Source organism: Streptococcus sp. HJ1, assembly GCF_052399005.1.
Classification (GTDB): Bacteria; Bacillota; Bacilli; order Lactobacillales; family Streptococcaceae; genus Streptococcus.
This window is the reverse complement of sequence record NZ_CP199005.1, coordinates 1,324,368-1,348,210: the sequence shown is the minus strand read 5'-3', so window position 1 is coordinate 1,348,210 and position 23,843 is coordinate 1,324,368. Positions and strand designations below refer to the sequence as shown.

The following is a 23,843-nucleotide window of genomic DNA, read 5'->3' as shown; positions in this document are numbered from 1 at the left end:
GAAAGAGATGAAAAATCATAAACGCTTATTTTGGGTTGTTAGTGTAATGCTAATGTTTTTGACACTTTTTGCACTAAATGGATGTAGTTTGGGTGGTGAAACCATTCCCAAAAACAGGACAAAGGAGCAGTACGAATTCGAAAAAACGTTTGAGCCCATGTTTAAATTTTTAGAACAAGACAAGAAGGACTTTACTGGACTAAAGTCATACATTAGTGATGTTTATATAAAAAATCAAGATGAAGTCAAAAAGTATGAAGTGGACGTAGATATTAATCAATCTGACATTAAAGGTGATTACACAATAACACTTGGCGAGGATAAAGAAACTGTTCCTGTTACGTACTCTAATGGTAAACTAAATTATGAGTCAGAGATAAATCCTTTATTTGATGAAGAAATTCTAAATTTAATGGTTTCAAGAGATTATTTTGCTTCCTTAGATGTGAAAAAAACATTTAAGAGCGCAGAAACTGAATTGAGTGATATTATTTACCAACCAGAAAATCAGTCAGAGTTATATAAAAAAATAGTGGAAAAGTATAACCTTCCATCTGACACAAAACTTTCAGTTAGTCTTGGATATGCGTACTATGACAGATACGATATACTACTAAGTTTAGAATCTAAAGAAAAATTGGTTCAAATCAGTACTGCAATTTACCTAGTGAAAGAAAAGTAATTTTTTTAATTCAATCAAAAAGATTGTAATTTAAAAATACCAGTCATTTTAATATTGGAGAAATTCTTCAAGCTGTTAGATTTTACAGTTCGTGACGGACGAAGAGATGTAGTAAACAGCGGAAGTTATATGTACCCCTCTCCATTATGGGACAAGGAAGAGAATGATTAATTCTTCAGAGCTAGTAGTATAAAGATCTTAAATTGAGAAAGAAGTAGAAAATATAACTCAGAAAGAACAAGCAATGATCTATCCCTTGCCAACTGATGCGCTATTACAGGAAAGAGAAGTAGTGTGGAGGGTTAAACTGCCTGATGATTATAAGGAATTTATAAAGAATGAGAATGGATTGATTCCGTCAAAACGTTATTTTCATTTTAGGCATAATGAGAAAGTAATTGATCGCTTTTTAGCTATACTAGCTATTTCAGGTGAGAAGTCAGAAGAAGCTTACGATATTGGAGTTGTGAGTACGCAATTGGAAGGTCGTATTGTATTTGATGAAGATTCAGTGGGAATGCAACTAATCCCCATAGCAGCATTGTTTGGTGGCGACTTTCTTTGTCTAAACTATGCGGAGGAAGCCGAACATCCAAGCATTTGTATCTGGTATCACGAAGAATCCTACGAGCTGGAGCCTGCCATAGAGTTTGTAGCTAATAACTTTACAGAGTTTTTAGCTATGTTACAGGATTAGAGGTGTGATGGATGGATATTTGTTTACAAGAATACGAAGAAATCATTAAAAGACTGATTAACTTGGAATATCCGAGCCAGAAACGATATCCTGGAATCATTCAGGATATTTACAAGCTGGCTGAACGCATAGGGCGAGGAGAAACGATAGATGAAGTCAGCTTTTTTAGTTTAGCAAGAAGATTTGTAGATGAGACCATGGATTATAAAAGCGATATTTTAGTTGTTTTAAAACAATTGGAGAAAGAACTGAAAAAAGAAAATGAAAGAAAAGAGAAAGCATTATAAAGAACTAGTTCATCTAGGAGAATTTAAGAACAAATTAGTCTATTATGACTTAAAGACAAAGAAATTGTATTTTTCAATTCCAGAAAGAACTTCTAAGAGTCAACAGTACGTTATTTTGTCCCTTGTGTTGCTCGTTCTCCCTTTTATCAGATTTCTGAATGGATTGACAATCTTTAGTATACCTGCTCACAAGTATATTTATTTGATTTTATTCTCTTGTCTTTCCTTACTTTTCGGGAAATTGCTAGATGCCTATTTTAAGAAAGATTTGGATTTATATCCGGCTCTATTTACTGATTTGGGGTATTTAGAATTCCTAGAGGTAGTAAAGAAAAGTGGAGCTGTTGTTTCTTCCGTAATTCGTGGTAGCTTTATTAGTTTGTTAGTATCTTTAGTCGTCTTCCTGTTATATCCTAGTTTTTTGCCATTATTTTTCCACTCGATGCTTTTGTTTATTCTCTATTTGTGTTTAGCCAATAATTTGCACAAGCGAAAGAGGGTAATGGGGAGCTTGATAAGAAATGCTCGCACCAAGTAGATCCTTTTGTTTTTGCCAATGATAAAGAAGAATTAAAAAAGTAAAGAAAGTTAATTTATATGACAACAGAAATGCTGCAATACAAAAATTGTACGGTATTAAAAAACAACAATGATTATGAGGTCCTGTGGAGTAGAGGGAAAGAAGTGCTTAACTTTCCCATTAGCCAGGAATTAGTAGAACGTCTTTCAAAATCAGAAAAAGATTCTTTAGAAGTAATGTTTTATTGTGAACATCATCGTTGGCCTAAGGCAGATGAGTTAGAAGACTATAATCAATCGGATACGATTGTCTATAGAGGAGATGGATTTATTGTATATGAGACAGACGGCTATTACGAAATAAGCTTCTTTAAAGAAATTGGAGGAGTCATGGGGCCAGAAGTTCGCTATCCTATTTCTAAAGAACTAATGGATAAAGCATTTGAATCTTCTAGGGGAGCATACGAAGTCATGGTTTATGCTGAAACAGGGCACTGGCCTTTATAGTAAAGTGGATTACATCATAAGAACAGACAAAAAATAGGGAAAACTAATCAGTAGACATTTGGTAAGAAACAAAGGAGATAAGAATGGAACCAATTTATGTAAGTCAAAAAGATATGTTGGAAATCTGTCAAGATGGTGATAAGTATTTCTTGCGTTATCCAACTTTTAATATTACCTGCCCAGAAGTGATTAGAGAAATTCCCAAAGAAGCTGCCGATAGTTACATGTCGGGAGAACATACTGGCAAAGAGTTGATGACTTATGCGCAATATGGTTTTTGGAAATCTAAAAAACAGTATACACAAGATGAATCCGATAAGCTCTTCATTGAAGATCATCCTTCCTTTATTTTGAAAAATCCTGAAAATAGTCGTTGTCTTTTCACAGCAGAGGAATTTAAACAAATTGTCACTCAAGCCATTGTTTCAGAACTGGAACCTAGCGAACTTGATGCAATTGGTATAGTTGATAGTCATTTAGAGCTTCTTCTGGTGGATCCAGTCGGCTGGGAGGAAGAGATAGAAGCAGTCCATCTGGAAATTCTGCAAGAAAAAATTAATAATTACATTCACTTCCTCGAAAGTAAGCAGTATGTAGCACGATACGGTGATAAGTTTGATAAAAAAGTCATCCATATTACATTCCAGTATTCTCCATCTGATAACGGTTTAGCCTTTCTCGCAGCGGTTCAGAAGGTGTTACAACCCACAGATATGAGTTTGAAGATAGAATTGCCTGATGATGACACTTTACCAGAGAAGAAGAACTTATCAGTAAATGTAAGTCATCCAAATCATGATCAAGAAAAGGTATCTCAAGAACAATATCTCCAGATTAAAAAAGAATATAAAATTCGCTTAGGATTAGTGATATTTCTATTTACTATATTTGCAATACTAAGCGTAGTACTCATTTTTAACCTTTCTAGATTTATCCCACTTGCAGCAACAGCTATGGGAACAGTTGTGCCTTTTAATCATTTTCTGCTAGTTCCGCTATGGGAAGAAAAAAAAGAGATAGAAAAAGAACATCCTGAATGGAAGAAACTGAGTACAAGTGGCGTCAAAGTTCCTTCGTCAGAATCGAGTAAAAGAACTTTGGCGTGTATAGGAACAGTTGTAGCCTTATTCTTCTCTTTTGCGATGCTCTACAGACCGGTTAAAGCGAATAAGCCAATACCTAGTATTGAGGAAATCAATAAGATACCAAAATTGGACCGCAAAGCACCTAAAACATCAAGCTCTTCTAGTTCTGAAAGAGCTAACTCTTCAGATTCTGGAGCATCGTCTTCTACTGAAGAGAGCACGAAATCAGAAAGTTCAGGAACGGAATCTTCAAAAGAAGAGACGCATAACTATGATTTCCATCTTCCCGGAGTTGATGATGAGGAATTGCGTAGAGTCATTGATAGATCCAAAAAAGATTTTAGAGAGAACCATGCTAAAGAACAGACTACGGAATAGATAGATATAAAAGTAGAATTACTAGCTTAATTGAGGGAGCGAAAACCGCTCTCTTTTTGTGGTATAATGGAATATGTGGAGGGTTAGTATGCGTAAAGAATTTCTAGTTTATCAAAACAAAGTATACTCGAATTTTGTGAATTATATAAATGGCTATATTCTTCTATCAAAAGATCCAACAATGCTGGAAGAAGGCTACATTCCCTATAGTTCCTATGTATGTGATGCTGGAGAAGGCGTATACGGGAAATTTCTGTCTTATAGTGAGGTTAGTCAGAGGTATTCGGTTTATGATCGTGTCCTATACAAAGGTCAGGAATTTGCAATGGCTGGTCACAAGCGTGGAGATGATGATTTTACAGCACCTGATTCTTATGTGCGACTCCTGGTTTTTGATAAAGAATTTCTAATTGAAAACAATTTAGCTGATGATGCGGAATTATTGGATGAGAAATATGGCCAGACAATGTATGCATCAGGAAAAATCCCTGTCAGCGAAGTAACGATTCTACGTCGTAGAAAGGATTTGCCAGTAGACCGAAGGAGAAAAATATGAAATCAGTTATTTTTACAATAAAAAGCAACCAATCACTAAGAATTGGTGAGGTGCTTCAAGCAGAACTCTTTGAATGTTACAGCGTTTCCGCTAAGGATGCAGGATTAAAGCCATCTGCAGACTCTCTTATTTCGGATTTCCATTCTGTTCAGTTTGGGGTCAAAGAGAAGTCTAGTTTAGGGTTCCGTCTATCTTTTGATGGTCAAGCTTATCAGGTATCTGTTCCAGATTTGGCGACAGCTTCTGACTGGACTGGGGCCTTGATGTTCTTGAAAACCTTGCTCATTCTCTTAGACGTAACTGTATGTGAACATGATGGTGTGGCGTATGATAAAGATTCTATTCTAGAATTTCATTTCACAGATATTTTCTTATCAGCTCTTTCAGAATTGACTAAGGAAGTAAAAGTCCATCCCATCGTGGAAATTATGGGAGTGAAACGTCCTATTAACATCAATGAACTCTACCTAGGGCAGATTATCCATGTGCTGGACGAGCAACTCTTAAATAGTTATGACCAGCGTTTGCGCTTTACCCAACAGCTAAATGCTTATTACTCTGAGCAGCAAGTTTTTAAAGTAGAGCAAAATGGAGAGGACATCATTATCCCTATCAATTATCTAAATAGTGAAGGACGAACTATTTTGCCGGCTCAACCAGAGCTAGAACCTCAATATTTACAAGAGTATCGAGGAAGTAAGGTTGCAGTTGCACGACTGTTTATCATGACAGCCGATGGGGAAAAACTAGCCGAAGTTCCTTATCGACAGTACTTGGAATCGCTAACTGAGGGCATCTATATGCTAGATGCCAAGTATGTTCTTGTGGACCCGATTTCTCCTGAAACTCTGCAAGCTGTCTTGAAAAAGCAAGGGTTTTAAGAAAAATTCCTGTTCGGTTAACGTTTTCAGATGTTAGAAAATAATGAAGAAGATAGTGTAAAGATAACCATCTGAAAAGTCTCTCAGATGGTTTTAAGTTTTTCGCATGTTGATTCTACTTATATTTTTTATGCTATAATGAGACTAGAATTAAAACTCTCATTCAACAGGTAAAATAGCGAACTACTTATGCCAACGATTGACACAACGGGGCATTCTTACGATGATTTTCTATCTGCGATTGAACGTCAAGGCTATTATGAAATCAAAAATCCAAGTGTCTATAAGGCTGGGACTAATAAAATTGTTCAAGTTGAGGGAATTTTCAGAATAAATCAATGGAGTAAATAAATGCAGACATATAAATTGAAAAATAAAGAATACTATCAAAATTTTGTAAAAGACTATCGTGAAATAATGAAGGAAGGGAAAGAAGCTGAAGTTTTTCTAGGGACGGAAGCTAAGTATTGTTTTCGACAACGAGATTCTTATGACGTGGATAGTACAGATATTGGAGTATTAATGGAATATTGCTTATATCCTTTGTATATGGAAGGTGATAGGGATATAGCGCGCAGAACTTTTGAAATCTTGAAAGATTTTAGCTTATCTATTGATTTAATGAGATTAAAGAAGGTAATTAAATATATTTCTATTCAAAGTAGATGGGTAAAGAAATATACAAGCCTTCCCTTTGTCATTGAGACTGATGAGTTAGTAAGAAATATTATAGAAAGTATCTCAAAACTATCAGATGAACAGAAACCTACTTATACCTATGAAAGACTATGTAATGTATTAGACCGTAGTCCATTATACAGACAGTGTGACGAAGAAAAGGTAGAGAAGATTCTTAAGGAATTTAAGGAAAAATACTATAATCCACCTAAGGTAGTAGAGCTATAGCAAACGCCATAGTGAATGTAAGAGTTGTGGAGAATTTTAAATGAGAAAACAGGAATTATTAGACTTTTTAAAATTTAATAGTAACAAACTTAGATATTATACTGTGTACTTAAATAAAAAAGTTTTAGAGCAGTTTGCGATAGGGTATTATCAGGATTTAAGTGCAAATAGATTTATAGTGTATGAGGTGACTGAACGTCAACAGTTATATGAAAAAGCTAGTTTTGAAAGAGAAAAGGATGCTATTGAAGAATTATATGAGATTGTAAAGTTTAGATGTAGGATTAAAAGTATCCCTATTCTGTTAGAGGTTTCAGAAATTGATGCAATCGGAACGAGTGATACAGACTTGGAACTTTTATTAATTGATGGTAATCTTTGGCTTCCAGATACCGAAGAGGAGCATCTCTTGAAACTTCAAGAAAAACTCAACAACTACATCTACTTCCTCGAAAACAAGCAATATGTAGAGAGATATGGCGATAGCTTTGACAAAAAAGTCATTCATATCACCTTCCAGTATTCTCCATCAGACAACGGTCTAGCATTCCTAGCAGCTGTTCAGAAAGTATTGCAACCGACTGATATGAGCTTAAAGGTAGAATTACCAGAGTAATAAAAGGAACGGAAACGATGCTAGCTATTTTTATTGATTCTATAGGTGACAAGTCAGGGACCTATAAGTTGTTAAGAAACCATTCATCCTTGCCTTTCTCTTTAATCAAATCTAGAATCAAAGATCATGACGCGGTGATAGAAGTATACATGTTAGATTTGGATGGATTGAGAAAGGTTCGAGAACTCATCCATGAGTTGAATACCATTGGAACCAAGGTTACGATAAGAGATTCGACTGGTATTATCACCTTAGAAATAGTAAATAATCTTATTTCTACATTTGAAGAAATTGCTATTGAGAGAGAAGAATTAGATACTCTGATGTTTGAGGAGGAAGAGTGAGTGCCACGTTTTTCAGTGGATCACCAAGTTAGTTTTTTAGTAATAAAAGGAAATTCAATGAATGAAAATAGAAATTTATTACGCTTCCTACAGGAGTTGATATACGGTCTTGTAGATCGTATCAGTGAGAAAGAATATCAGGAGTTTGTCCTTGATTCCTTAAAACTTTCAAAACAGGAGCTTGATAAAGAGAGTGATTTTTGCCCAGATCTTTTATATTCTGGACTGGAAAATATGGACGAGCTGGATATCTTGACATTTCAGGAGCTGGATAAGAAAACCAATCCACTAGTATGGAACTGTATCGCTAATTTCTTTGTCCTAGTTTGTCACTACTCATATATTGCTTCTGAGGAGGTTTACCTGCCACAAACGATTGAAAGTGCCGACGAGGACATACTTGAGGCTCTTTCTTCAAGTTACAAACCAATCCTAGCTGAAAATAGGGAGCTTATTTCACAAATAACTGGTCCAGAAATAGAAGGATATTTAAAGGATGAGCTCGTTAAAAAATACTTTGGACCACTATTTTTATCAGACGAGAATTGATAGGCTATTTCGTTCAAGTGTAAATTAGGAGATGATATTCTGATTAGTTGTTTTATGTTGATTTTTGCGGAGGCAATTGCGAATCGTATGGAAACGCAATATATTTCACGTATTCGAACCGCCTTGGATGCTTGTTGGAGTTTTTTGGAGAATAGAGATAAAAGGGGAGAGGAACTTTATCGCCTTTTAGATGATGGGACAGACTTCAGTGGAATATTTATCTACATGCAATTAGATGAAAATGAAGCGAATGGTCTCTTGTGGGACAATATTAGTTATGCAATAGGTGAGACTGCTAAAGAAGCTTTTGAGTTTGAAAATAAGAAAGAGGTTCCTTCTCCCTTAGAGAACATTGAACCAGAACTGCTCGATATCTTTATTGGAAATTTAAAAGAAATCAGCATGGATCTTTATCATCACGTCGAAACAGTAAAAATTTTCATCAATAGAAATCCATACCCATCAAGAGAATCTGCCCTAAAAGAACTAGATAGACTGGGATTATTTAGATGATTTGATTAGAAGGTTTGGCGAAAAATCAAAAAGAACACCCCAGAAGTTAGAGTGTCATCTCTACTTTTGGGGTGTCGTTTATTTTCTATATTTAATTATTCTACAGTACCCATGTACGGATAGCATGGGCAACGCCAGATTCGTCATTTGTTTTGGTGATGTATTTGGCGATTTTTTTGAGTTCAGGATTTCCATTTTCCATAACAACGGGATTTCCAACGACTTCCAGCATGGCACGGTCATTCTCTTCGTCACCGATCGCCATGGTTTCATCTTTGGTCAATCCGAGTTTTTCAGCTAGGTGAGTAATAGCTGAACCCTTGTCTACATTCTTTTTAAGGAGTTCAAGGTAGAAAGGAGCAGATTTGTTTATAGAGTAGCGTTCGTAAAATTCTGCTGGAATCTTTTCAATCGCAGCATCGAGAATCTCTGGTTCATCGATAAACATACATTTGACGATTTCTTTGTCAGCCATTTCTTCTGGAGTGCGGTAGAAAATAGGCATGCTGACGAGGGTTGATTCGTGCACCGTGTATTTTCCAATATTGCGATTGGCAGTATAGATACCGTCCTTGGTAATAGCGTGCATGTGAACACCGAGCTTGCGACTGAGAAATTCCATATCTAGATAATCCTCATAGGTCAAGGATTCGCTGATAGTCTCATGGCCAGTAGCAGTTTCTTGGACAAGGGCACCGTTGAAGGTTACAACATAGTCACCCTCGTCTCTCAACTGCAAGTCGTCCAGAAGTTTGGCAACGCCTGCGATAGGACGACCCGTTGCAATCACGACTTTGACACCAGCTTCTTTGGCATCTTGGATGGCAGAAAAGACTTCCGGAGTGATTTCTTTTTTACTGTTAACCAGGGTACCATCGATATCGACTGCGATTAGTTTAATACTCATAAATTTCCTCTTCTAGTTTTTATTTGGGGTAAAATGATCGTTCTCAATCAAGTGTAAAAATTGCTGGGTAACGCTTGCGAAGATACTGTTTTGGTCCAACATTTCTTTTGGAAAATAGAAACGATTATCTCCGTGGCGACTGCCAGCAAGGGATTGGACGATAGGAGACAGGCTAGAGAGTTCTGCCAGCTCCCCATTTTTTTGTAAAATTTCAATCTGAGTCCGTGGATTTTCAGATTCGGGACGATAGATATCATAAGGGAGGTCAAAGTTCTTATGAATAGCTGTGTAGTAGTCTGGATCAAAACCGATTTCTTCAACCAGTTGTCTCATGGTTGCGAGTTGGTCTTGGTCTTCTTGAGAAAAGGTGATAGATTTAAAGACTTTACGGTTGACAAAGCGTTGCGACAAGTCTGCGAGAATCTTGTCAGGACTGGTCATCCAGAGTTGGAAGTAGGTATTCATCACGCCATCATCCAGAGCTAGATAGTCAGATAGAGTAACTTTCTTTTCAAAAAAAGGTAGCAAATGAGGAGAAGTGCGTGCAAAGAAATCCTTATCCTCAGGATAGAGTTCTTTGGCGCGTTTGAGGAGATTTTGTAGGAGAACTTCCATGGCCCGTGTTGCTGGGTGGAAATAAACCTGCATATACATCTGGTAGCGACTGAGAACATAGTCTTCGATGGCATGCATGCCGTTGCGCTGAAAGGCGATCCCATTTTCGATAGGTCGAATGACTCGGAGGATGCGAGTCAGGTCAAATTCCCCATAAGATGCTCCTGTAAAATAGGAGTCGCGCAAGAGATAGTCCATGCGGTCCGCATCGATCTGACTAGAAATGAGCTGCACGACCTGCTTGTTAGGATAGGTATGATCGATGACACTGGCAACTTTTTTTGGAAAGTCAGGCGCTACTTGTAGCAGAACTTGGTGAATCTCTGTCTCAGGACTTTGGATGATTTCCTGGGTAATAGCTTCATGATCTGTATCAAAGAGATGTTCAAAAGTATGGGAGTAGGCACCATGCCCAAGATCATGAAGGAGCGCAGCGGTCATGGTCAAGAGAGACTCAGCAGGATCCCATTCTTCAGGATATTTTTCTTCAAAAATCTCTGTGATACGACGAGCAATCTCATAGACCCCCAAACAGTGGGAAAAGCGACTGTGTTCGCCACCATGGAAGGTATAGCTGGAAGTTCCTAGTTGCTTAATACGGCGCAGACGTTGAAATTCTTTTGTATTGATCAAGTCATAGATGACCTGGTTGTTTACATGGATATAGTTGTGAACTGGGTCACGGAATACTTTTTCGTTCATATGACCATTATAGCAAAATCCTGCTCTTTTTGGTAAAATAGTAGGACAAGAGACAAGAAAGAGGATTTGATGTGAAGATTTGGATGCGCAATACGATTCAGTTTGATGAGCAGTTGGAAGTCATCGACCAACTCTATGACGTGGAAGTACGTGAAAAAGGAGATTATAGCTATTTACTCTTTTATAATGAGGAAAAGGAGAAAGTGGTTCTCAAGTTTCATCAAGAAGAACTAGTGATGACCCGTTTTTCCAATCCGAAGACCATTATGCGTTTTCTCAAGGATAGTGATAGTTTAGCTTATATTCCGACTCCAATGGGGATGCAGGAGTTTATCATTCGAACGAGTCACTACAAACTGGATGGGCAAAAGATTGAGCTCGCCTATCAACTGCAAAATCAAGAGGGACACCCCTTTGCCAGCTATCAATTTGAAATTACCTGGGGATAATCATGACCACCCGTCTAACGGGTGGTTTGTCCCAGGGCTATAAGCCCACATCACCAGCCAGCGCCTAAAGACGCTGGCTTTCACTTTGTTCAAGCCTCATTGCTCTTGACTCGTCACAAACCTCTCAAAGAGGTGTGTGCATTACTTGCCACTATCCCTAAAGGGATTCTCATATTCTTTTACACTCAATTTATCCAACGCTATATCATGCTTTTCCTGTTCTTGAATATATTTCTTAATTGTGGCTTCATTAAGTCCTACTGTACTCACGTAGTAACCTTCTGCCCAGAAATGCCGGTTGCCAAACTTATACTTGAGGTTGGCGTGTTTGTCAAACATCATGAGTGCACTTTTGCCTTTTAAATACCCCATAAAACTTGAAACACTTATCCTTGGTGGAATACTTACTAACATATGTACATGATCAGGCATTAAGTGGCCTTCGATAATCTCAACACCTTTATAACTACATAATCGGCGAAATATTTCTCCCAAACTGCTCCGATATTGATTATAAATGACTTTTCGTCTATACTTAGGGGTGAACACAATGTGATATTTACACATCCACTTTGTGTGGGATAAACTATGTGCCTTTTGTGCCATATTTTTCTCCTTTCGCTTTACAATTGGCTTGAACACCTTTATTGTATCGCGTTTGGAGTTTTTTGGTATAACCTTCGACGCGCACCCGCATAGCGGGTGGTTTATTTGTCTCGCACCTAACGGAGCGAGACGGACTAATAGTCACATAAGAAAAAGGTTGGCGAATGCCAACCTTATTTGATATAGAGTTCTTGATTTTTTAGGACAATTTCACGTACACTTGCGAATTTCTTGAGTTTTTTCAGTTCTTCAGGATGGGTTACGAGAGTAATAACATAGCCCTCTTTACCCATACGACCTGTACGTCCTGCACGGTGGGTATAGGTTTCCATATCTCTAGGGACGTCAAAGTTTACGACACATTCTAGGCTATCGATATCAATCCCACGAGCCAGAAGGTCAGTTGCAAGGAGCAAGGTTAGCTGCTTGTCCTTAAACTTTTCCAAGATAACTTTTCTAAACTTGACATTGACATCGCTAGCGAGGGAGACAGCCAAGACATCCCGATACTGTAGTTTTTCCTCTGCACTTCCAAGATCTGATAGGCTATTAAAGAAAACTAGTCCACGGAAATCCTCAACATGAGCCAATTTTCGTAGCATATCTACTCGGTGACGTTGGTCTACCTGCATGTAGAAGTGTTGGATGTTGTCCAGTTTTTGATCAGAGAGATCAATAGTGCGCGTGTTTGGTGCAATCTTTTCTTGGTCAAACTTGGTCGTCGCACTCATGTAGATGAGTTGGTGGTCACGAGGTGCGTAGTGGGTGATTTTTTCGACAAAGTGAATCTGAGAATCATCGAGCAATTGGTCAAATTCATCCAGAATGATGGTTTCTACATTCATCATCTTGATCTTTTTCAATTTAATCAATTCAAAGATACGGCCAGGAGTACCGATTAGAATTTCTGGTCCTTTTTTGAGGCGTTCAATCTGGCGTTTCTGACTGGAGCCTGATAGGAAGAGTTGAGCAGTCAAGCCGATAGCCTCTGCCCACGTTTTACACACGTCAAAAATCTGTCCAGCTAGTTCTGTATTTGGTGCTAGAATCAAGAGCTGCTGGGCTTTTTTCTTTTGTAGTCTGAGAAGACTTGGCAGGAGGTAAGCGAGGGTCTTACCAGTTCCTGTTGGGCTCACTCCCAGGAGGTTTTCTCCAGCAAGAATAGGCTCAAATAGTTGAGTTTGAATGGGGGTAAATTCTTGGAAACCGAGTTGGTCGCTCAGTTCTTGCCATTCAGTGGGTAGTTTGGTTTTCATTTTTCTGCCTCAAATCTAATGCCAGCAGTCTGGCGCATGGTATAGAGTAAATCATGAACAGAACCTGCATCATCCAGCCAGTTCTGGTAGAACGTCTGGTCTGGTTGCTGGATCATCTGTGCAAATGCAGCAACTTCCTCAGTCATCGTATGAGGAGCCTGTTGGATAGGGAGCTGGACTTGATTTCCTTGGTGGTTGGTAAAAATAGCTGAGCGGACATGCTCAATCGTGTTGAGGGTCAAGGTTCCATCTGCTGTGTAAATCTCACAAGGAAGATTGGAAGTGATGTTTTTCCCAGCTTTGATATGAACTTGAAAGTCAGGGTAGAAGAGGATACCGTCTCCATTTAGGTCTATGCTATTGTTAAGCTGTTTAGCCTGATAAGTCGCGTCCTGAGCCTTTCCAAAAAGACGAACGGCAGCATAGAGAGGATAAATCCCCAGGTCCATAAGTGCTCCACCAGCAAAACGATCTGAAAAAACATTTGGCGTCTCCCCTGCCAACAAATCCGGCATCTTGGAAGAATACTTGGCATAGTTGAAATCTGCTCCCAATACTTGCTTGTCTGATAGAAAGTTTTTGATAGTAGTAAAAGCTTCCTCGTGATAATTACGAGCTGCTTCAAAGATAAAACTGTGATTCTTCTCAGCTGTCTGTCTCAAATCCAGCCACTCTTGTGGCTGAGTGACAGCTGGTTTTTCAAGAATGACATGCTTGCCAGCAGACAAGGCAGCCTTGGCTTGAACAAAATGCAAGGAGTTTGGACTGGCGATATAGACCACATCAAAGGAAGACTTAAAGAAGTCTTCTAATTGATCAAAGAGTTGGATATTTTCATAGCGAGAAGCAAAGGTTGCGGCAGTTTCTAGTTTTCTAGAATAGACTGCAACCAGCTGGTATTCTCCACTGGCATGGGCTGCTTCTATGAAATGATGGCTGATAGCCCCTGTTCCGATGATACCTAATTTAAGCATAAATACTCCTTTTCCGACTTCAAATCCTTCCTTCATTATAACATAGAAAAGAAGGACTATCCAACAGATGGTAAAAATTTTCAAATGGGCTACGAATTTCTTGGAGAAAGTGGTACAATATTTAGATAAGTAGATGAAATGAGAAGGGGGAGAAGATGAGATTATTACCAATAAGAAAAATATCACGTCAGTCTAAGCGACTAGCGCTTTTTTTGACTTTTTGTGCAGGATATGTCGATGCTTATACTTTTATCGTGCGAGGGAATACCCTTGTCGCTGGACAGACTGGGAATGTCGTTTTTCTTTCTGTAGGACTCATTCAACAAAATGTATCGGATGCTAGTGCTAAAGTAATGACCTTGTTGTCCTTTATGATGGGCGTCTTTTTTCTGACATTGTATAAGGAAAAACTACGAATTGTTAAAAAGCCGATTTTGTCCTTGATTCCTCTTGCAGTCCTGTCCCTAATTATAGGCTTTGTGCCGCAAACGGTTGATAATATCTATCTCGTACCGCCATTAGCCTTCTGTATGGGGCTGGTGACAACTGCTTTTGGAGAAGTGTCAGGGATTGCCTATAATAATGCTTTTATGACAGGGAATATCAAACGTACCATGTTAGCTTTTGGAGATTATTTTCGGACCAAGCATACGCCTTTTCTACGAGAGGGATTGATTTTTGTTAGCTTGCTTAGTAGTTTTGTCTTCGGAGTTGTTTTTTCAGCTTATTTGACGATTTACTATCAGGAGAAGACAATTCTAGGTGTTCCTCTTATGATGAGTATCTTTTACTCCAGTATGCTTTTTGCTTCTTGGAGAAAAAAAGGAGAGAAATAGCTTAATTTTAATTGATTTTACTTGTAAGAAAAAAGAAGATATGCTATACTTGAAGAGTTGACTATGCACAGTCCTGTGCAACCGCACGAACATCGTTTGCTCGTCGTATACAAAATTTAAACTTTGTTATACTTAGAGCTCTTCTTTTAAGTGGTTCGTCCCACGATGCTAGGCGAGTCTTCACAAAAATACGGGGAAACCCTAAAAATCATAGGAGGTGCATAATGAGCACATACGCAATTATCAAAACTGGCGGAAAACAAGTTAAAGTTGAAGTTGGTCAAGCAGTTTACGTTGAAAAATTGAACGTTGAAGCTGGTCAAGAAGTTACTTTTAACGAAGTTGTTCTTGTTGGTGGTGAAAACACTGTTGTCGGAACTCCACTTGTTGCTGGAGCTACTGTAGTTGGAACTGTTGAAAAACAAGGAAAACAAAAGAAAGTTGTTACATACAAGTACAAACCTAAAAAAGGTAGCCACCGTAAACAAGGTCACCGTCAACCATATACAAAAGTTGTCATCAACGCGATCAACGCTTAATTTTAAGGAGAACACATGATACAAGCAGTCTTTGAGAGAGCCGAAGATGGCGAGCTGAGGAGTGCGGAAATTACTGGACACGCCGAAAGTGGCGAATACGGCTTAGATGTCGTGTGTGCATCGGTTTCTACGCTTGCCATTAACTTTGTCAATTCCATTGAGAAATTTGCAGGCTATGAACCAATCTTAGAATTAAACGAAGATGAAGGTGGCTATCTAAAGGTTGAAATACCAGCGGATCTTCCTTCACACCAGAGAGAAATGACGCAGTTATTCTTCGAATCATTTTTCTTAGGTATGGCAAACTTATCGGAGAACTCTTCTGAGTTCGTCCAAACCAGAGTTATCACAGAAAACTAACACGGAGGAAAACATTATGTTAAAAATGACTCTTAACAACTTGCAACTTTTCGCCCACAAAAAAGGTGGAGGTTCTACATCAAACGGACGTGATTCACAAGCGAAACGTCTTGGAGCTAAAGCAGCTGACGGACAAACTGTAACAGGTGGATCAATCCTTTACCGTCAACGTGGTACGCACATCTATCCAGGTGTAAACGTTGGACGTGGTGGGGACGATACTTTGTTCGCTAAAGTTGAAGGCGTAGTACGCTTTGAACGTAAAGGTCGCGATAAGAAACAAGTTTCTGTTTACCCAATCGCTAAATAAAAAGGTCCAGTGAACCTTTTTATCCCGAGCCTTAAAATGAAAAGGCGAGGAAGCTAGAACTAGCATAAAATAAGGCTTTCCGAGTTTTCGGAGAGCCTATTTTTTTGTTTTGATACCCATAATTCTTTGTTACTAGTGTAGATGAATTTTGTGAGCGACATTATTTTTCCTAGGTGGAAAACTTCTAAAATATGGTATAATGAACAGATAGAGAAGTTGGGGGTAAAAGATGAACATTCAACAATTACGCTATGTTGTGGCCATTGCCAATAGTGGTACTTTCCGTGAAGCTGCTGAAAAGATGTATGTTAGTCAGCCGAGTCTGTCTATTTCTGTTCGCGATTTGGAAAAAGAGCTTGGTTTTAAGATTTTCCGTCGGACGAGTTCGGGAACGTTTTTGACCCGTCGTGGTATGGAATTTTATGAGAAAGCGCAAGAATTGGTCAAAGGCTTCGATGTTTTTCAAAATCAGTATGCCAATCCTGAGGAAGAAAAGGATGAATTTTCCATTGCCAGTCAGCACTATGACTTCTTGCCACCAACGATTACGGCCTTTTCAGAGCGTTATCCTGATTATAAGAACTTTCGTATTTTTGAGTCTACTACAGTTCAAATCTTAGACGAAGTAGCTCAAGGACATAGTGAGATTGGGATTATCTACCTCAACAATCAAAATAAAAAGGGCATCATGCAACGGGTTGAAAAGCTTGGTTTAGAAGTTATTGAACTAATTCCTTTCCAGACTCACATTTATCTTCGTGAAGGGCATCCTTTGGCACAGAAAGAGGAATTGGTCATGGAGGATTTAGCTGATTTACCAACGGTTCGTTTTACTCAGGAAAAGGATGAGTATCTATACTATTCAGAGAACTTTGTCGACACCAGCGCGAGCTCCCAGATGTTCAATGTGACCGACCGTGCTACTTTGAATGGTATTTTGGAGCGGACGGATGCCTATGCGACAGGTTCAGGGTTTTTAGATAGTGACAGTGTTAATGGCATCACAGTCATTCGTCTCAAGGATAATCTAGATAATCGCATGGTCTACGTCAAACGGGAAGAGGTGGAGCTTAGCCAAGCTGGGACTCTTTTCGTTGAGGTTATGCAAGAATATTTTGATCAAAAGAGGAAATCATGAAAAAAAGAGGAATAGTAGCAGTCATTGTACTGCTTTTGATTGGGCTGGATCAGTTGGTCAAAAATTATGTTGTCCAGCAGATTCCACTGGGTGAAGTGCGTTCGTGGATCCCCAATCTCGTTAGCTTGACCTATCTGCAAAATAGAGGGGCAGCCTTCTCCATGCTACAAGATCAGCAGTGGTTATTTGCTGTTATTACACTGGTCGTCATGGTGGGTGCCATTTGGTATTTACATAAACACATGGAGGATTCTCTCTGGTTGGTTTTTGGACTGACTTTGATAATCGCGGGAGGTCTGGGCAACTTTATCGACAGAATGAGTCAAGGTTTTGTGGTGGATATGTTTCACCTAGACTTTATCAACTTTGCGATTTTCAATGTTGCTGACAGCTATTTGACAGTTGGTGTGATTGTTTTATTGATTGCAATGCTTAAAGAGGAAGTAAATGGAAATAAAAATTGAAACTGGTGGGCAACGTCTAGACAAGGCTTTGTCAGATCTGACAGAATTATCTCGCAGTCTCGCGAATGAACAAATCAAGGCTGGACAAGTTTTGGTTAATGGGCAAGTAAAGAAAGCAAAATACACTGTCCAAGAGGGCGATGTAGTCACTTACCATGTGCCAGAACCAGAGATTTTAGAGTATGTGGCTGAGAATCTGCCGCTCGAGATCATCTACCAAGATGAGGATGTAGCTGTTGTTAACAAAACTCAAGGGATGGTTGTTCATCCCAGCGCCGGTCATACCAGCGGAACCTTGGTCAATGCCCTCATGTACCATATCAAGGACTTGTCAGGTATCAATGGGGTTCTCCGCCCAGGAATCGTTCACCGCATTGACAAGGATACGTCTGGTCTGCTCATGATTGCTAAAAATGATGAGGCCCACTTGGCACTTGCCCAAGAGCTCAAGGATAAGAAGTCTCTCCGCAAATACTGGGCGATTGTTCACGGCAATCTGCCAAATGATCGTGGTGTGATTGAAGCGCCGATTGGTCGGAGCGAAAAAGACCGTAAGAAACAGGCCGTGACCGCTAAAGGGAAACCAGCAGTGACGCGTTTTCACGTCTTAGAACGTTTTGGTGATTATAGCTTAGTGGAGTTGCAACTGGAAACAGGGCGTACCCACCAAATCCGTGTTCATATGGCTTATATCGGTCATCCAGTCGCTGGTGATGAGGTCTATGGTCCACGCAAAACCTTGAAAGGACATGGACAATTTCTCCATGCTAAGACTCTAGGATTTACCCATCCGAGAACAGGTGAAACCTTGGAATTCACAGCAGATATCCCAGAGATTTTTAAAGAAACGCTGGAAAGATTGCGTAAAACTGAGAATAGATAAAAGAGTTGAGATGCCCGTCTCAACCTTTTTTATTTCAACTCTTTTCTATTTTAAAGCATTCATGTTATAATGGATAAATATGAAGAATCGGAGTGAGAATATGAAGTACAAACGAATCGTCTTTAAGGTAGGGACATCTTCCTTAACAAATGAAGACGGGAGTTTATCAAGAAGTAAAGTAAAGGCAATTACCCAGCAATTGGCTATGCTGCATGAGGCTGGACATGAGTTGATTTTGGTGTCATCTGGGGCAGTAGCGGCAGGGTTTGGAGCTTTGGGTTTTAAAAAGCGTCCGACCAAGATTGCAGATAAGCAGGCTTCGGCTGCAGTAGGCCAAGGTTTACTCCTAGAAGAATACACAACCAACCTCCTCATGCGCCAAATCGTCTCCGCGCAAATCTTGCTGACACAGGATGATTTTGTAGATAAACGTCGCTATAAGAACGCCCACCAGGCCTTGTCTGTATTGCTTCATCGTGGTGCCATTCCTATCATCAACGAGAATGACAGTGTCGTTATTGATGAGCTCAAGGTTGGGGACAATGATACTCTGAGTGCTCAGGTAGCGGCTATGGTTCAAGCAGATCTCTTGGTTCTATTGACGGATGTGGACGGTCTCTATACTGGAAATCCCAACTCAGATCCAAGAGCTAAACGTCTTGAGAAAATCCAGACTATCAATCGTGAGATTATTGATATGGCTGGTGGAGCAGGTTCGTCTAATGGTACAGGTGGTATGCTGACCAAAATCAAAGCTGCAACTATTGCGACGGAGTCAGGGGTGCCAGTCTATATCTGCTCTTCCATGAAATCAGATGCCTTGATTGAGGCAGCGGAGGAGACCAAGGATGGTTCCTTCTTTGTTGCGCAAGAGAAGGGCCTTCGTACTCAGAAACAATGGCTAGCCTTCTATGCTCAAAGTCAGGGAACGATTTGGGTAGATGGTGGAGCTGCAGAAGCACTTTCAAAAAACGGGAAAAGTCTCCTTTTATCAGGTGTGGTAGAAGTGGAAGGCAACTTCTCTTACCATGATATTGTCACAGTAGCAGATAAAGAAACAGGTCAATCTCTTGGAAAGGGGCGTGTCCAATTTGGCGTCTCAGCCCTAGAAGATATGCTCCGGTCTCAAAAAGCCAAGGGAGTCTTGATTCACCGTGATGACTGGATTTCCATCACTCCTGAAATCCAGCTACTCTTTACAGAATTTTAGAGGTGAAAAATGGTAAGGACACAAGAACAATTTGAACAGGTACAAGCTGTTAAAAAGTCAATCAACACTGCTAGTGAAACAGTGAAAAACCAAGCCTTGCTAGCTATGGCTGATCACTTATTGGCGGCTACTGAGGAGATTTTAGAGGCCAATGCCCTTGATATGGCAGCAGTCAAGGGGAAAATTTCAGATGTCATGCTGGATCGTCTTTATTTGGATGCAGGGCGAATCCAAGCGATGGCAAGAGGTATTCGTGAAGTGGTTGCTTTACCAGATCCCGTCGGTGAAGTCCTAGAAATCAATCATCTTGAAAATGGCTTAGTTATCACCAAAAAACGTGTGGCTATGGGTGTTATCGGTATTATCTATGAAAGCCGTCCAAATGTGACGTCTGACGCTGCTGCCTTGGCTCTTAAGAGTGGGAATGCGGTTGTTCTTCGTAGTGGAAAAGATGCCTATCAAACAGCTCATGCTATTGTCACAGCCTTGAAGAAGGGCTTGGAGACGACTACTATTCACCCAGATGTTATTCAACTGGTGGAAGATACTAGTCGTGAAAGTAGCTATGCCATGATGAAGGCCAAGGGTTATCTAGACCTTCTTATTCCTCGTGGAGGAGCTGGCTTGATCAATGCAGTAGTTGAAAATGCTATCGTACCTGTTATCGAGACAGGAACTGGCATTGTCCATGTCTATGTTGACAAGGATGCCGATGAAGACAAGGCTCTGTCTATCATCAACAATGCTAAGACCAGTCGTCCTTCTGTCTGCAATGCTATGGAGGTTTTGCTGGTTCATGAAGACAAGGCAGCAGGTTTCCTACCTCGCTTGGAGCAAGTTCTGATTACAAGTCGTAAAGAAGCTGGGCTGGAACCGATTCAATTCCGCCTAGATAGCAAAGCAAGTCAGTTTATTTCAGGTCAAGCAGCTGAGGCCCAAGACTTTGACACCGAGTTTTTAGACTATGTCCTAGCTGTTAAGGTTGTGAGCAGTTTAGAAGAAGCAGTCGCGCATATTGAAGCCCACAGTACCCATCATTCGGATGCCATTGTGACAGAAAATGCTGAAGCTGCGGCTTACTTTACAGATCAAGTAGACTCTGCAGCAGTTTATGTCAATGCTTCAACACGTTTCACTGATGGAGGTCAATTTGGTCTTGGTTGTGAAATGGGGATTTCTACTCAGAAACTGCACGCGCGTGGGCCAATGGGCTTGAAGGAATTAACCAGCTATAAGTATGTGGTTACTGGTGACGGACAGATAAGGGAGTAAGAGATGAAGATTGGATTTATCGGTTTGGGAAATATGGGAGCTAGTTTGGCCAAGGCTGTCTTGCAGGCCAAGACGGGTGCTCAGATTCTCCTTGCCAATCGTAGTCAAGCAAAAGTAGATGCTTTCATCGCCAACTTCGGCGGTCAGGCTTCCAGCAATGAAGAAATATTTGCAGAAGCAGATGTGGTTTTTCTAGGAGTTAAGCCTGCTCAGTTTTCTGAACTGCTTGCTCAATACCAGACTATCCTTGAAAAAAGAGAGAGTCTTCTTTTGATTTCCATGACTGCTGGACTGACCTTGGAAAAACTAGCTAGACTTCTGCCGATTCACCACCGAATCATTCGCATCATGCCCAATACTCCGGTGGCTATCGGGCAAGGAGTGATTAGTTATGCCATGTCCTCAAACTGTCGTGCTGAGGACAGTGAACTCTTTTGTCAATTATTAGCCAAGGCTGGTCTCTTGGTTGAGCTGGGAGATGGCTTAATCGATGCGGCGACAGGTCTCGCAGGTTGTGGACCAGCTTTTGTCTATCTCTTTATCGAGGCTTTGGCAGATGCGGGTGTACAGACAGGATTGCCACGAGAAACGGCTTTGAAAATGGCTGCCCAAACAGTAGTTGGCGCAGGACAAATGGTTCTCGAAAGTCAACAACATCCTGGAGTCTTGAAAGACCAAGTTTGTAGCCCAGGAGGTTCGACTATCGCTGGTGTAGCAAGTCTGGAAGAACACGCCTTTAGAGGCACGGTCATGGATGCAGTTCATCAAGCCTACAAACGAACACAAGAACTAGGTAAATAAGAGGTTGGATGACTCCCAGCCTCTTTTATGGTCGATTGAATGGAGAAGGCGCAAAAAGATTGTCACAAAAAACTATTTTTTTGATAGAATAGAAGGTAGAAAAAAAGAAATGAGTTAGACATGTCAAAAGGATTTTTAGTCTCTCTTGAGGGACCAGAGGGAGCAGGAAAGACCAGTGTTTTAGAGGCTTTACTCCCAATTTTAGAGGAAAAAGGAGTAGAGGTGATGACGACCCGTGAGCCAGGCGGAGTCTTGATTGGAGAGAAGATTCGTCAAGTGATTTTGGACCCAAGTCATACTCAGATGGATCCTAAAACAGAGCTTCTTCTCTATATCGCCAGTCGCAGACAGCACTTGGTGGAAAAAGTTCTCCCAGCCCTTCAAGCTGATAAGTTGGTTATTATGGACCGCTTCATCGATAGTTCCGTTGCTTATCAGGGATTTGGCCGTGGCTTGGATATTGATGCTATTGATTGGCTCAATCACTTTGCAACAGATGGTCTCAAACCCGATTTGACACTTTATTTTGACATTGAGGTGGAAGAAGGGCTGGCTCGCATTGTTGCCAATAGTGATCGCGAGGTCAATCGTTTGGACTTGGAAGGCTTAGACTTGCACAAGAAAGTCCGTCAAGGCTACCTTTCTCTTCTAGATAAAGAAGGAAATCGCATTGTTAAGATTGATGCGAGTCTTCCTTTGGAGCAAGTTGTGGAAACAACCAAGGCTGTCTTGTTTGACAGAATGGGCTTGGCTAAATGAAACAAGATCAACTAAAGGCTTGGCAGCCAGACCAGTTTGACCGTTTTGTCCATATCCTAGAACAAGACCAGCTCAATCATGCCTATCTTTTTTCAGGTTTCTTTGGAAGCTTTGAAATGGCGCAGTTTTTGGCTAAGAGCCTCTTTTGTACGGATAAAGTAGGTGTTCTACCATGTGAGAAATGCCGAAACTGTAAGCTGATTGAGCAGGAAGAATTTCCCGATGTTACTTTAATCAAGCCAGTCAATCAGGTCATCAAGACAGAACGGATTCGAGAATTAGTGGGTCAGTTTTCCCAAGCAGGGATTGAAAGTCAGCAACAAATTTTTATTATCGAGCAGGCGGAGAAAATGCATCCCAACGCGGCCAATTCTCTGCTCAAGGTCATCGAAGAACCCCAGAGTGAGGTTTATATTTTTTTCTTGACCAGCGATGAGGAAAAGATATTACCGACCATCCGAAGTCGGACACAGATTTTCCACTTTAAAAAGCAAGAAGAAAAGCTCATCTTGCTCTTAGAACAAAAGGGACTGGTTAAGAAAAAGGCGACTCTTTTAGCCCAGTTTTGTCAGTCACGAGCTGAAGCAGAAAAGTTGGCAAATCAGGCAAGTTTTTGGACCTTGGTGGATGAAAGTGAGCGCCTGCTGACTTGGCTATTAGCCAAGAAAAAAGAAAGTTATCTTCAGGTTGCTAAATTAGCCAGCTTGGCAGATGACAAGGAAAAACAAGATCAGGTCTTGCGAATCCTCGAAGTGCTCTGTGGACAGGATCTCTTGCAAGAAAGGATTCGACAGATTCTGCAAGATTTGCTAGAAGCTAGAAAAATGTGGCAGGCTAATGTCAGCTTTCAAAATGCTATGGAATATCTGGTCTTGAAAGAAATATAAACTCAATGAAGGATAAAGAAAGGAAAGGGCTGGTTTATGGATAAAAAAGAATTATTTGACGCGCTGGACGATTTTTCCCAACAGTTACTGGTGACCTTGGCCGATGTGGAAGCCATCAAGAAAAATCTCAAGAGCCTGGTAGAGGAAAATACAGCTCTTCGCTTGGAAAATAGTAAGTTGCGCGAACGCTTGGGCGAGGTGGAAGCAGATACTCCCGTCAAGGCCAAGCATGTTCGTGAAAGCGTCCGTCGGATCTATAAAGACGGTTTTCACGTATGTAATGATTTTTATGGACAACGCCGAGAGCAGGACGAGGAATGTATGTTCTGTGACGAGTTGTTGTACAGGGAGTAGG

Annotated in this window: 31 protein-coding genes, 2 pseudogenes and 1 other annotated feature; of the genes and pseudogenes, 27 read left to right on the top strand and 6 right to left on the bottom strand. The window is 40.2% G+C overall.

Annotated elements, in window-relative coordinates; all coding sequences use genetic code 11:
* Nucleotides 1–7 precede the first annotated feature (7 nt).
* From ACT17O_RS06920 to ACT17O_RS06860, 13 genes and pseudogenes are all read left to right on the top strand, one after another.
* Entirely contained in the window at nt 8–682 is a 675-nt protein-coding gene (locus ACT17O_RS06920; RefSeq protein WP_125413625.1) for a hypothetical protein, read from the top strand.
* A 223-nt stretch (nt 683–905) separates the two neighbouring features.
* A complete protein-coding gene (locus ACT17O_RS06915; RefSeq protein ID WP_125413626.1) occupies nt 906–1,379 on the top strand; it encodes an SMI1/KNR4 family protein in 474 nt (157 codons plus the stop codon).
* Between the two features lie 11 nt (nt 1,380–1,390).
* Nucleotides 1,391–1,666: a hypothetical protein gene (locus tag ACT17O_RS06910; protein ID WP_125413627.1), complete on the top strand. Its 276-nt coding sequence runs from the start codon at nt 1,391–1,393 to the stop codon at nt 1,664–1,666.
* Between the two features lie 597 nt (nt 1,667–2,263).
* Entirely contained in the window at nt 2,264–2,692 is a 429-nt protein-coding gene (locus ACT17O_RS06905) for a hypothetical protein (RefSeq protein WP_371589998.1), read from the top strand.
* An 83-nt stretch (nt 2,693–2,775) separates the two neighbouring features.
* Nucleotides 2,776–3,432 (top strand): annotated as a pseudogene (locus tag ACT17O_RS06900) (DUF6572 domain-containing protein); the annotation flags it as partial.
* Nucleotides 3,433–4,243: 811 nt separating this feature from the next.
* The gene (locus ACT17O_RS06895) at nt 4,244–4,711 is read left to right on the top strand and encodes a hypothetical protein (protein ID WP_033629948.1); all 468 of its coding nucleotides are present in this window, start codon (nt 4,244–4,246) and stop codon (nt 4,709–4,711) included.
* Complete coding sequence (locus tag ACT17O_RS06890; RefSeq protein WP_033629947.1) at nt 4,708–5,592, top strand: DUF4299 family protein; 885 nt, start codon at nt 4,708–4,710, stop codon at nt 5,590–5,592. Before ACT17O_RS06895 ends, ACT17O_RS06890 begins: the two co-directional genes overlap by 4 nt.
* Before the next feature lie 189 nt (nt 5,593–5,781).
* Nucleotides 5,782–5,943: a hypothetical protein gene (locus tag ACT17O_RS06885; protein ID WP_444817310.1), complete on the top strand. Its 162-nt coding sequence runs from the start codon at nt 5,782–5,784 to the stop codon at nt 5,941–5,943.
* Entirely contained in the window at nt 5,944–6,498 is a 555-nt protein-coding gene (locus tag ACT17O_RS06880; protein ID WP_033629946.1) for an NAD glycohydrolase inhibitor, read from the top strand.
* Between the two features lie 40 nt (nt 6,499–6,538).
* Entirely contained in the window at nt 6,539–7,114 is a 576-nt protein-coding gene (locus ACT17O_RS06875; RefSeq protein WP_033629945.1) for a DUF6572 domain-containing protein, read from the top strand.
* A gap of 149 nt (nt 7,115–7,263) precedes the next feature.
* Nucleotides 7,264–7,458 carry a hypothetical protein gene (locus ACT17O_RS06870; RefSeq protein ID WP_223329019.1) on the top strand — a complete coding sequence of 65 codons (195 nt, stop codon included), beginning with the start codon at nt 7,264–7,266 and terminating at the stop codon, nt 7,456–7,458.
* Between the two features lie 57 nt (nt 7,459–7,515).
* On the top strand, nt 7,516–8,007 hold the full coding sequence (locus ACT17O_RS06865) for an Imm6 family immunity protein (RefSeq protein ID WP_444817309.1): 492 nt from the start codon (nt 7,516–7,518) through the stop codon (nt 8,005–8,007).
* A gap of 36 nt (nt 8,008–8,043) precedes the next feature.
* Nucleotides 8,044–8,520 carry an Imm6 family immunity protein gene (locus ACT17O_RS06860; protein ID WP_444817865.1) on the top strand — a complete coding sequence of 159 codons (477 nt, stop codon included), beginning with the start codon at nt 8,044–8,046 and terminating at the stop codon, nt 8,518–8,520.
* Nucleotides 8,521–8,620: 100 nt separating this feature from the next.
* Here ACT17O_RS06860 and yidA read toward each other — a convergent pair whose 3' ends face one another.
* A complete protein-coding gene (gene yidA / locus ACT17O_RS06855) occupies nt 8,621–9,427 on the bottom strand; it encodes a sugar-phosphatase (protein ID WP_268717107.1) in 807 nt (268 codons plus the stop codon).
* A gap of 12 nt (nt 9,428–9,439) precedes the next feature.
* Nucleotides 9,440–10,744 carry an HD domain-containing protein gene (locus tag ACT17O_RS06850; protein WP_444817308.1) on the bottom strand — a complete coding sequence of 435 codons (1,305 nt, stop codon included), beginning with the start codon at nt 10,742–10,744 and terminating at the stop codon, nt 9,440–9,442.
* 71 nt (nt 10,745–10,815) lie between these two features.
* On the opposite strand from ACT17O_RS06850, the gene ACT17O_RS06845 reads away from it, so the two are divergent.
* Nucleotides 10,816–11,193 carry a DUF1934 domain-containing protein gene (locus ACT17O_RS06845; RefSeq protein WP_444817307.1) on the top strand — a complete coding sequence of 126 codons (378 nt, stop codon included), beginning with the start codon at nt 10,816–10,818 and terminating at the stop codon, nt 11,191–11,193.
* A gap of 141 nt (nt 11,194–11,334) precedes the next feature.
* On the opposite strand, the gene tnpA is transcribed toward ACT17O_RS06845, so the two are convergent.
* The 3 genes from tnpA to ACT17O_RS06830 all read right to left on the bottom strand — a co-directional run bounded on the left by tnpA (nt 11,335) and on the right by ACT17O_RS06830 (nt 14,029).
* Nucleotides 11,335–11,799 carry an IS200/IS605 family transposase gene (gene tnpA / locus ACT17O_RS06840; protein WP_049505499.1) on the bottom strand — a complete coding sequence of 155 codons (465 nt, stop codon included), beginning with the start codon at nt 11,797–11,799 and terminating at the stop codon, nt 11,335–11,337.
* A 173-nt stretch (nt 11,800–11,972) separates the two neighbouring features.
* Complete coding sequence (locus ACT17O_RS06835; RefSeq protein WP_444817306.1) at nt 11,973–13,055, bottom strand: DEAD/DEAH box helicase; 1,083 nt, start codon at nt 13,053–13,055, stop codon at nt 11,973–11,975.
* Complete coding sequence (locus ACT17O_RS06830) at nt 13,052–14,029, bottom strand: Gfo/Idh/MocA family protein (protein ID WP_444817305.1); 978 nt, start codon at nt 14,027–14,029, stop codon at nt 13,052–13,054. Before ACT17O_RS06830 ends, ACT17O_RS06835 begins: the two co-directional genes overlap by 4 nt.
* Before the next feature lie 155 nt (nt 14,030–14,184).
* Here ACT17O_RS06830 and ACT17O_RS06825 point away from each other — a divergent pair, with 155 nt between their 5' ends.
* From ACT17O_RS06825 to rpmA, 4 genes are all read left to right on the top strand, one after another.
* Entirely contained in the window at nt 14,185–14,865 is a 681-nt protein-coding gene (locus ACT17O_RS06825) for a YoaK family protein (protein ID WP_444817304.1), read from the top strand.
* Nucleotides 14,866–14,934: 69 nt separating this feature from the next.
* Nucleotides 14,935–15,055, top strand: a sequence feature (ribosomal protein L21 leader region).
* A 34-nt stretch (nt 15,056–15,089) separates the two neighbouring features.
* A complete protein-coding gene (gene rplU / locus ACT17O_RS06820; protein ID WP_000109141.1) occupies nt 15,090–15,404 on the top strand; it encodes a 50S ribosomal protein L21 in 315 nt (104 codons plus the stop codon).
* 15 nt (nt 15,405–15,419) lie between these two features.
* On the top strand, nt 15,420–15,764 hold the full coding sequence (locus ACT17O_RS06815; protein ID WP_000613705.1) for a ribosomal-processing cysteine protease Prp: 345 nt from the start codon (nt 15,420–15,422) through the stop codon (nt 15,762–15,764).
* 16 nt (nt 15,765–15,780) lie between these two features.
* On the top strand, nt 15,781–16,074 hold the full coding sequence (rpmA, locus tag ACT17O_RS06810) for a 50S ribosomal protein L27 (RefSeq protein WP_000916509.1): 294 nt from the start codon (nt 15,781–15,783) through the stop codon (nt 16,072–16,074).
* 165 nt (nt 16,075–16,239) lie between these two features.
* Here the strand turns inward: rpmA and ACT17O_RS06805 are convergent.
* Nucleotides 16,240–16,311, bottom strand: a pseudogene (locus ACT17O_RS06805) (AraC family transcriptional regulator); the annotation flags it as partial.
* Here ACT17O_RS06805 and ACT17O_RS06800 point away from each other — a divergent pair.
* The 9 genes from ACT17O_RS06800 to yabA all read left to right on the top strand — a co-directional run bounded on the left by ACT17O_RS06800 (nt 16,304) and on the right by yabA (nt 23,842).
* Nucleotides 16,304–17,212 (top strand): LysR family transcriptional regulator, encoded by a 909-nt coding sequence (locus ACT17O_RS06800; RefSeq protein ID WP_001025717.1) that lies wholly within the window; start codon nt 16,304–16,306, stop codon nt 17,210–17,212. The pseudogene ACT17O_RS06805 and the gene ACT17O_RS06800 overlap by 8 nt on opposite strands.
* A complete protein-coding gene (gene lspA, locus ACT17O_RS06795) occupies nt 17,209–17,676 on the top strand; it encodes a signal peptidase II (RefSeq protein WP_000745683.1) in 468 nt (155 codons plus the stop codon). Before ACT17O_RS06800 ends, lspA begins: the two co-directional genes overlap by 4 nt.
* The gene (locus ACT17O_RS06790; protein ID WP_444817303.1) at nt 17,660–18,559 is read left to right on the top strand and encodes an RluA family pseudouridine synthase; all 900 of its coding nucleotides are present in this window, start codon (nt 17,660–17,662) and stop codon (nt 18,557–18,559) included. The genes lspA and ACT17O_RS06790 overlap by 17 nt, the downstream gene beginning before the upstream one ends.
* Before the next feature lie 100 nt (nt 18,560–18,659).
* Entirely contained in the window at nt 18,660–19,769 is a 1,110-nt protein-coding gene (proB, locus tag ACT17O_RS06785; RefSeq protein WP_444817302.1) for a glutamate 5-kinase, read from the top strand.
* 9 nt (nt 19,770–19,778) lie between these two features.
* Nucleotides 19,779–21,041: a glutamate-5-semialdehyde dehydrogenase gene (locus ACT17O_RS06780; protein ID WP_444817301.1), complete on the top strand. Its 1,263-nt coding sequence runs from the start codon at nt 19,779–19,781 to the stop codon at nt 21,039–21,041.
* A gap of 3 nt (nt 21,042–21,044) precedes the next feature.
* Nucleotides 21,045–21,842, top strand: a complete 798-nt coding sequence (gene proC, locus ACT17O_RS06775; RefSeq protein WP_444817300.1) for a pyrroline-5-carboxylate reductase — start codon at nt 21,045–21,047, stop codon at nt 21,840–21,842.
* Between the two features lie 120 nt (nt 21,843–21,962).
* Nucleotides 21,963–22,601: a dTMP kinase gene (tmk, locus tag ACT17O_RS06770; RefSeq protein ID WP_444817299.1), complete on the top strand. Its 639-nt coding sequence runs from the start codon at nt 21,963–21,965 to the stop codon at nt 22,599–22,601.
* Nucleotides 22,598–23,488: a DNA polymerase III subunit delta' gene (locus ACT17O_RS06765; RefSeq protein WP_444817298.1), complete on the top strand. Its 891-nt coding sequence runs from the start codon at nt 22,598–22,600 to the stop codon at nt 23,486–23,488. Before tmk ends, ACT17O_RS06765 begins: the two co-directional genes overlap by 4 nt.
* Nucleotides 23,489–23,524: 36 nt before the next feature.
* The gene (gene yabA, locus ACT17O_RS06760; RefSeq protein WP_000358229.1) at nt 23,525–23,842 is read left to right on the top strand and encodes a DNA replication initiation control protein YabA; all 318 of its coding nucleotides are present in this window, start codon (nt 23,525–23,527) and stop codon (nt 23,840–23,842) included.
* Nucleotide 23,843: the final 1 nt, after the last annotated feature.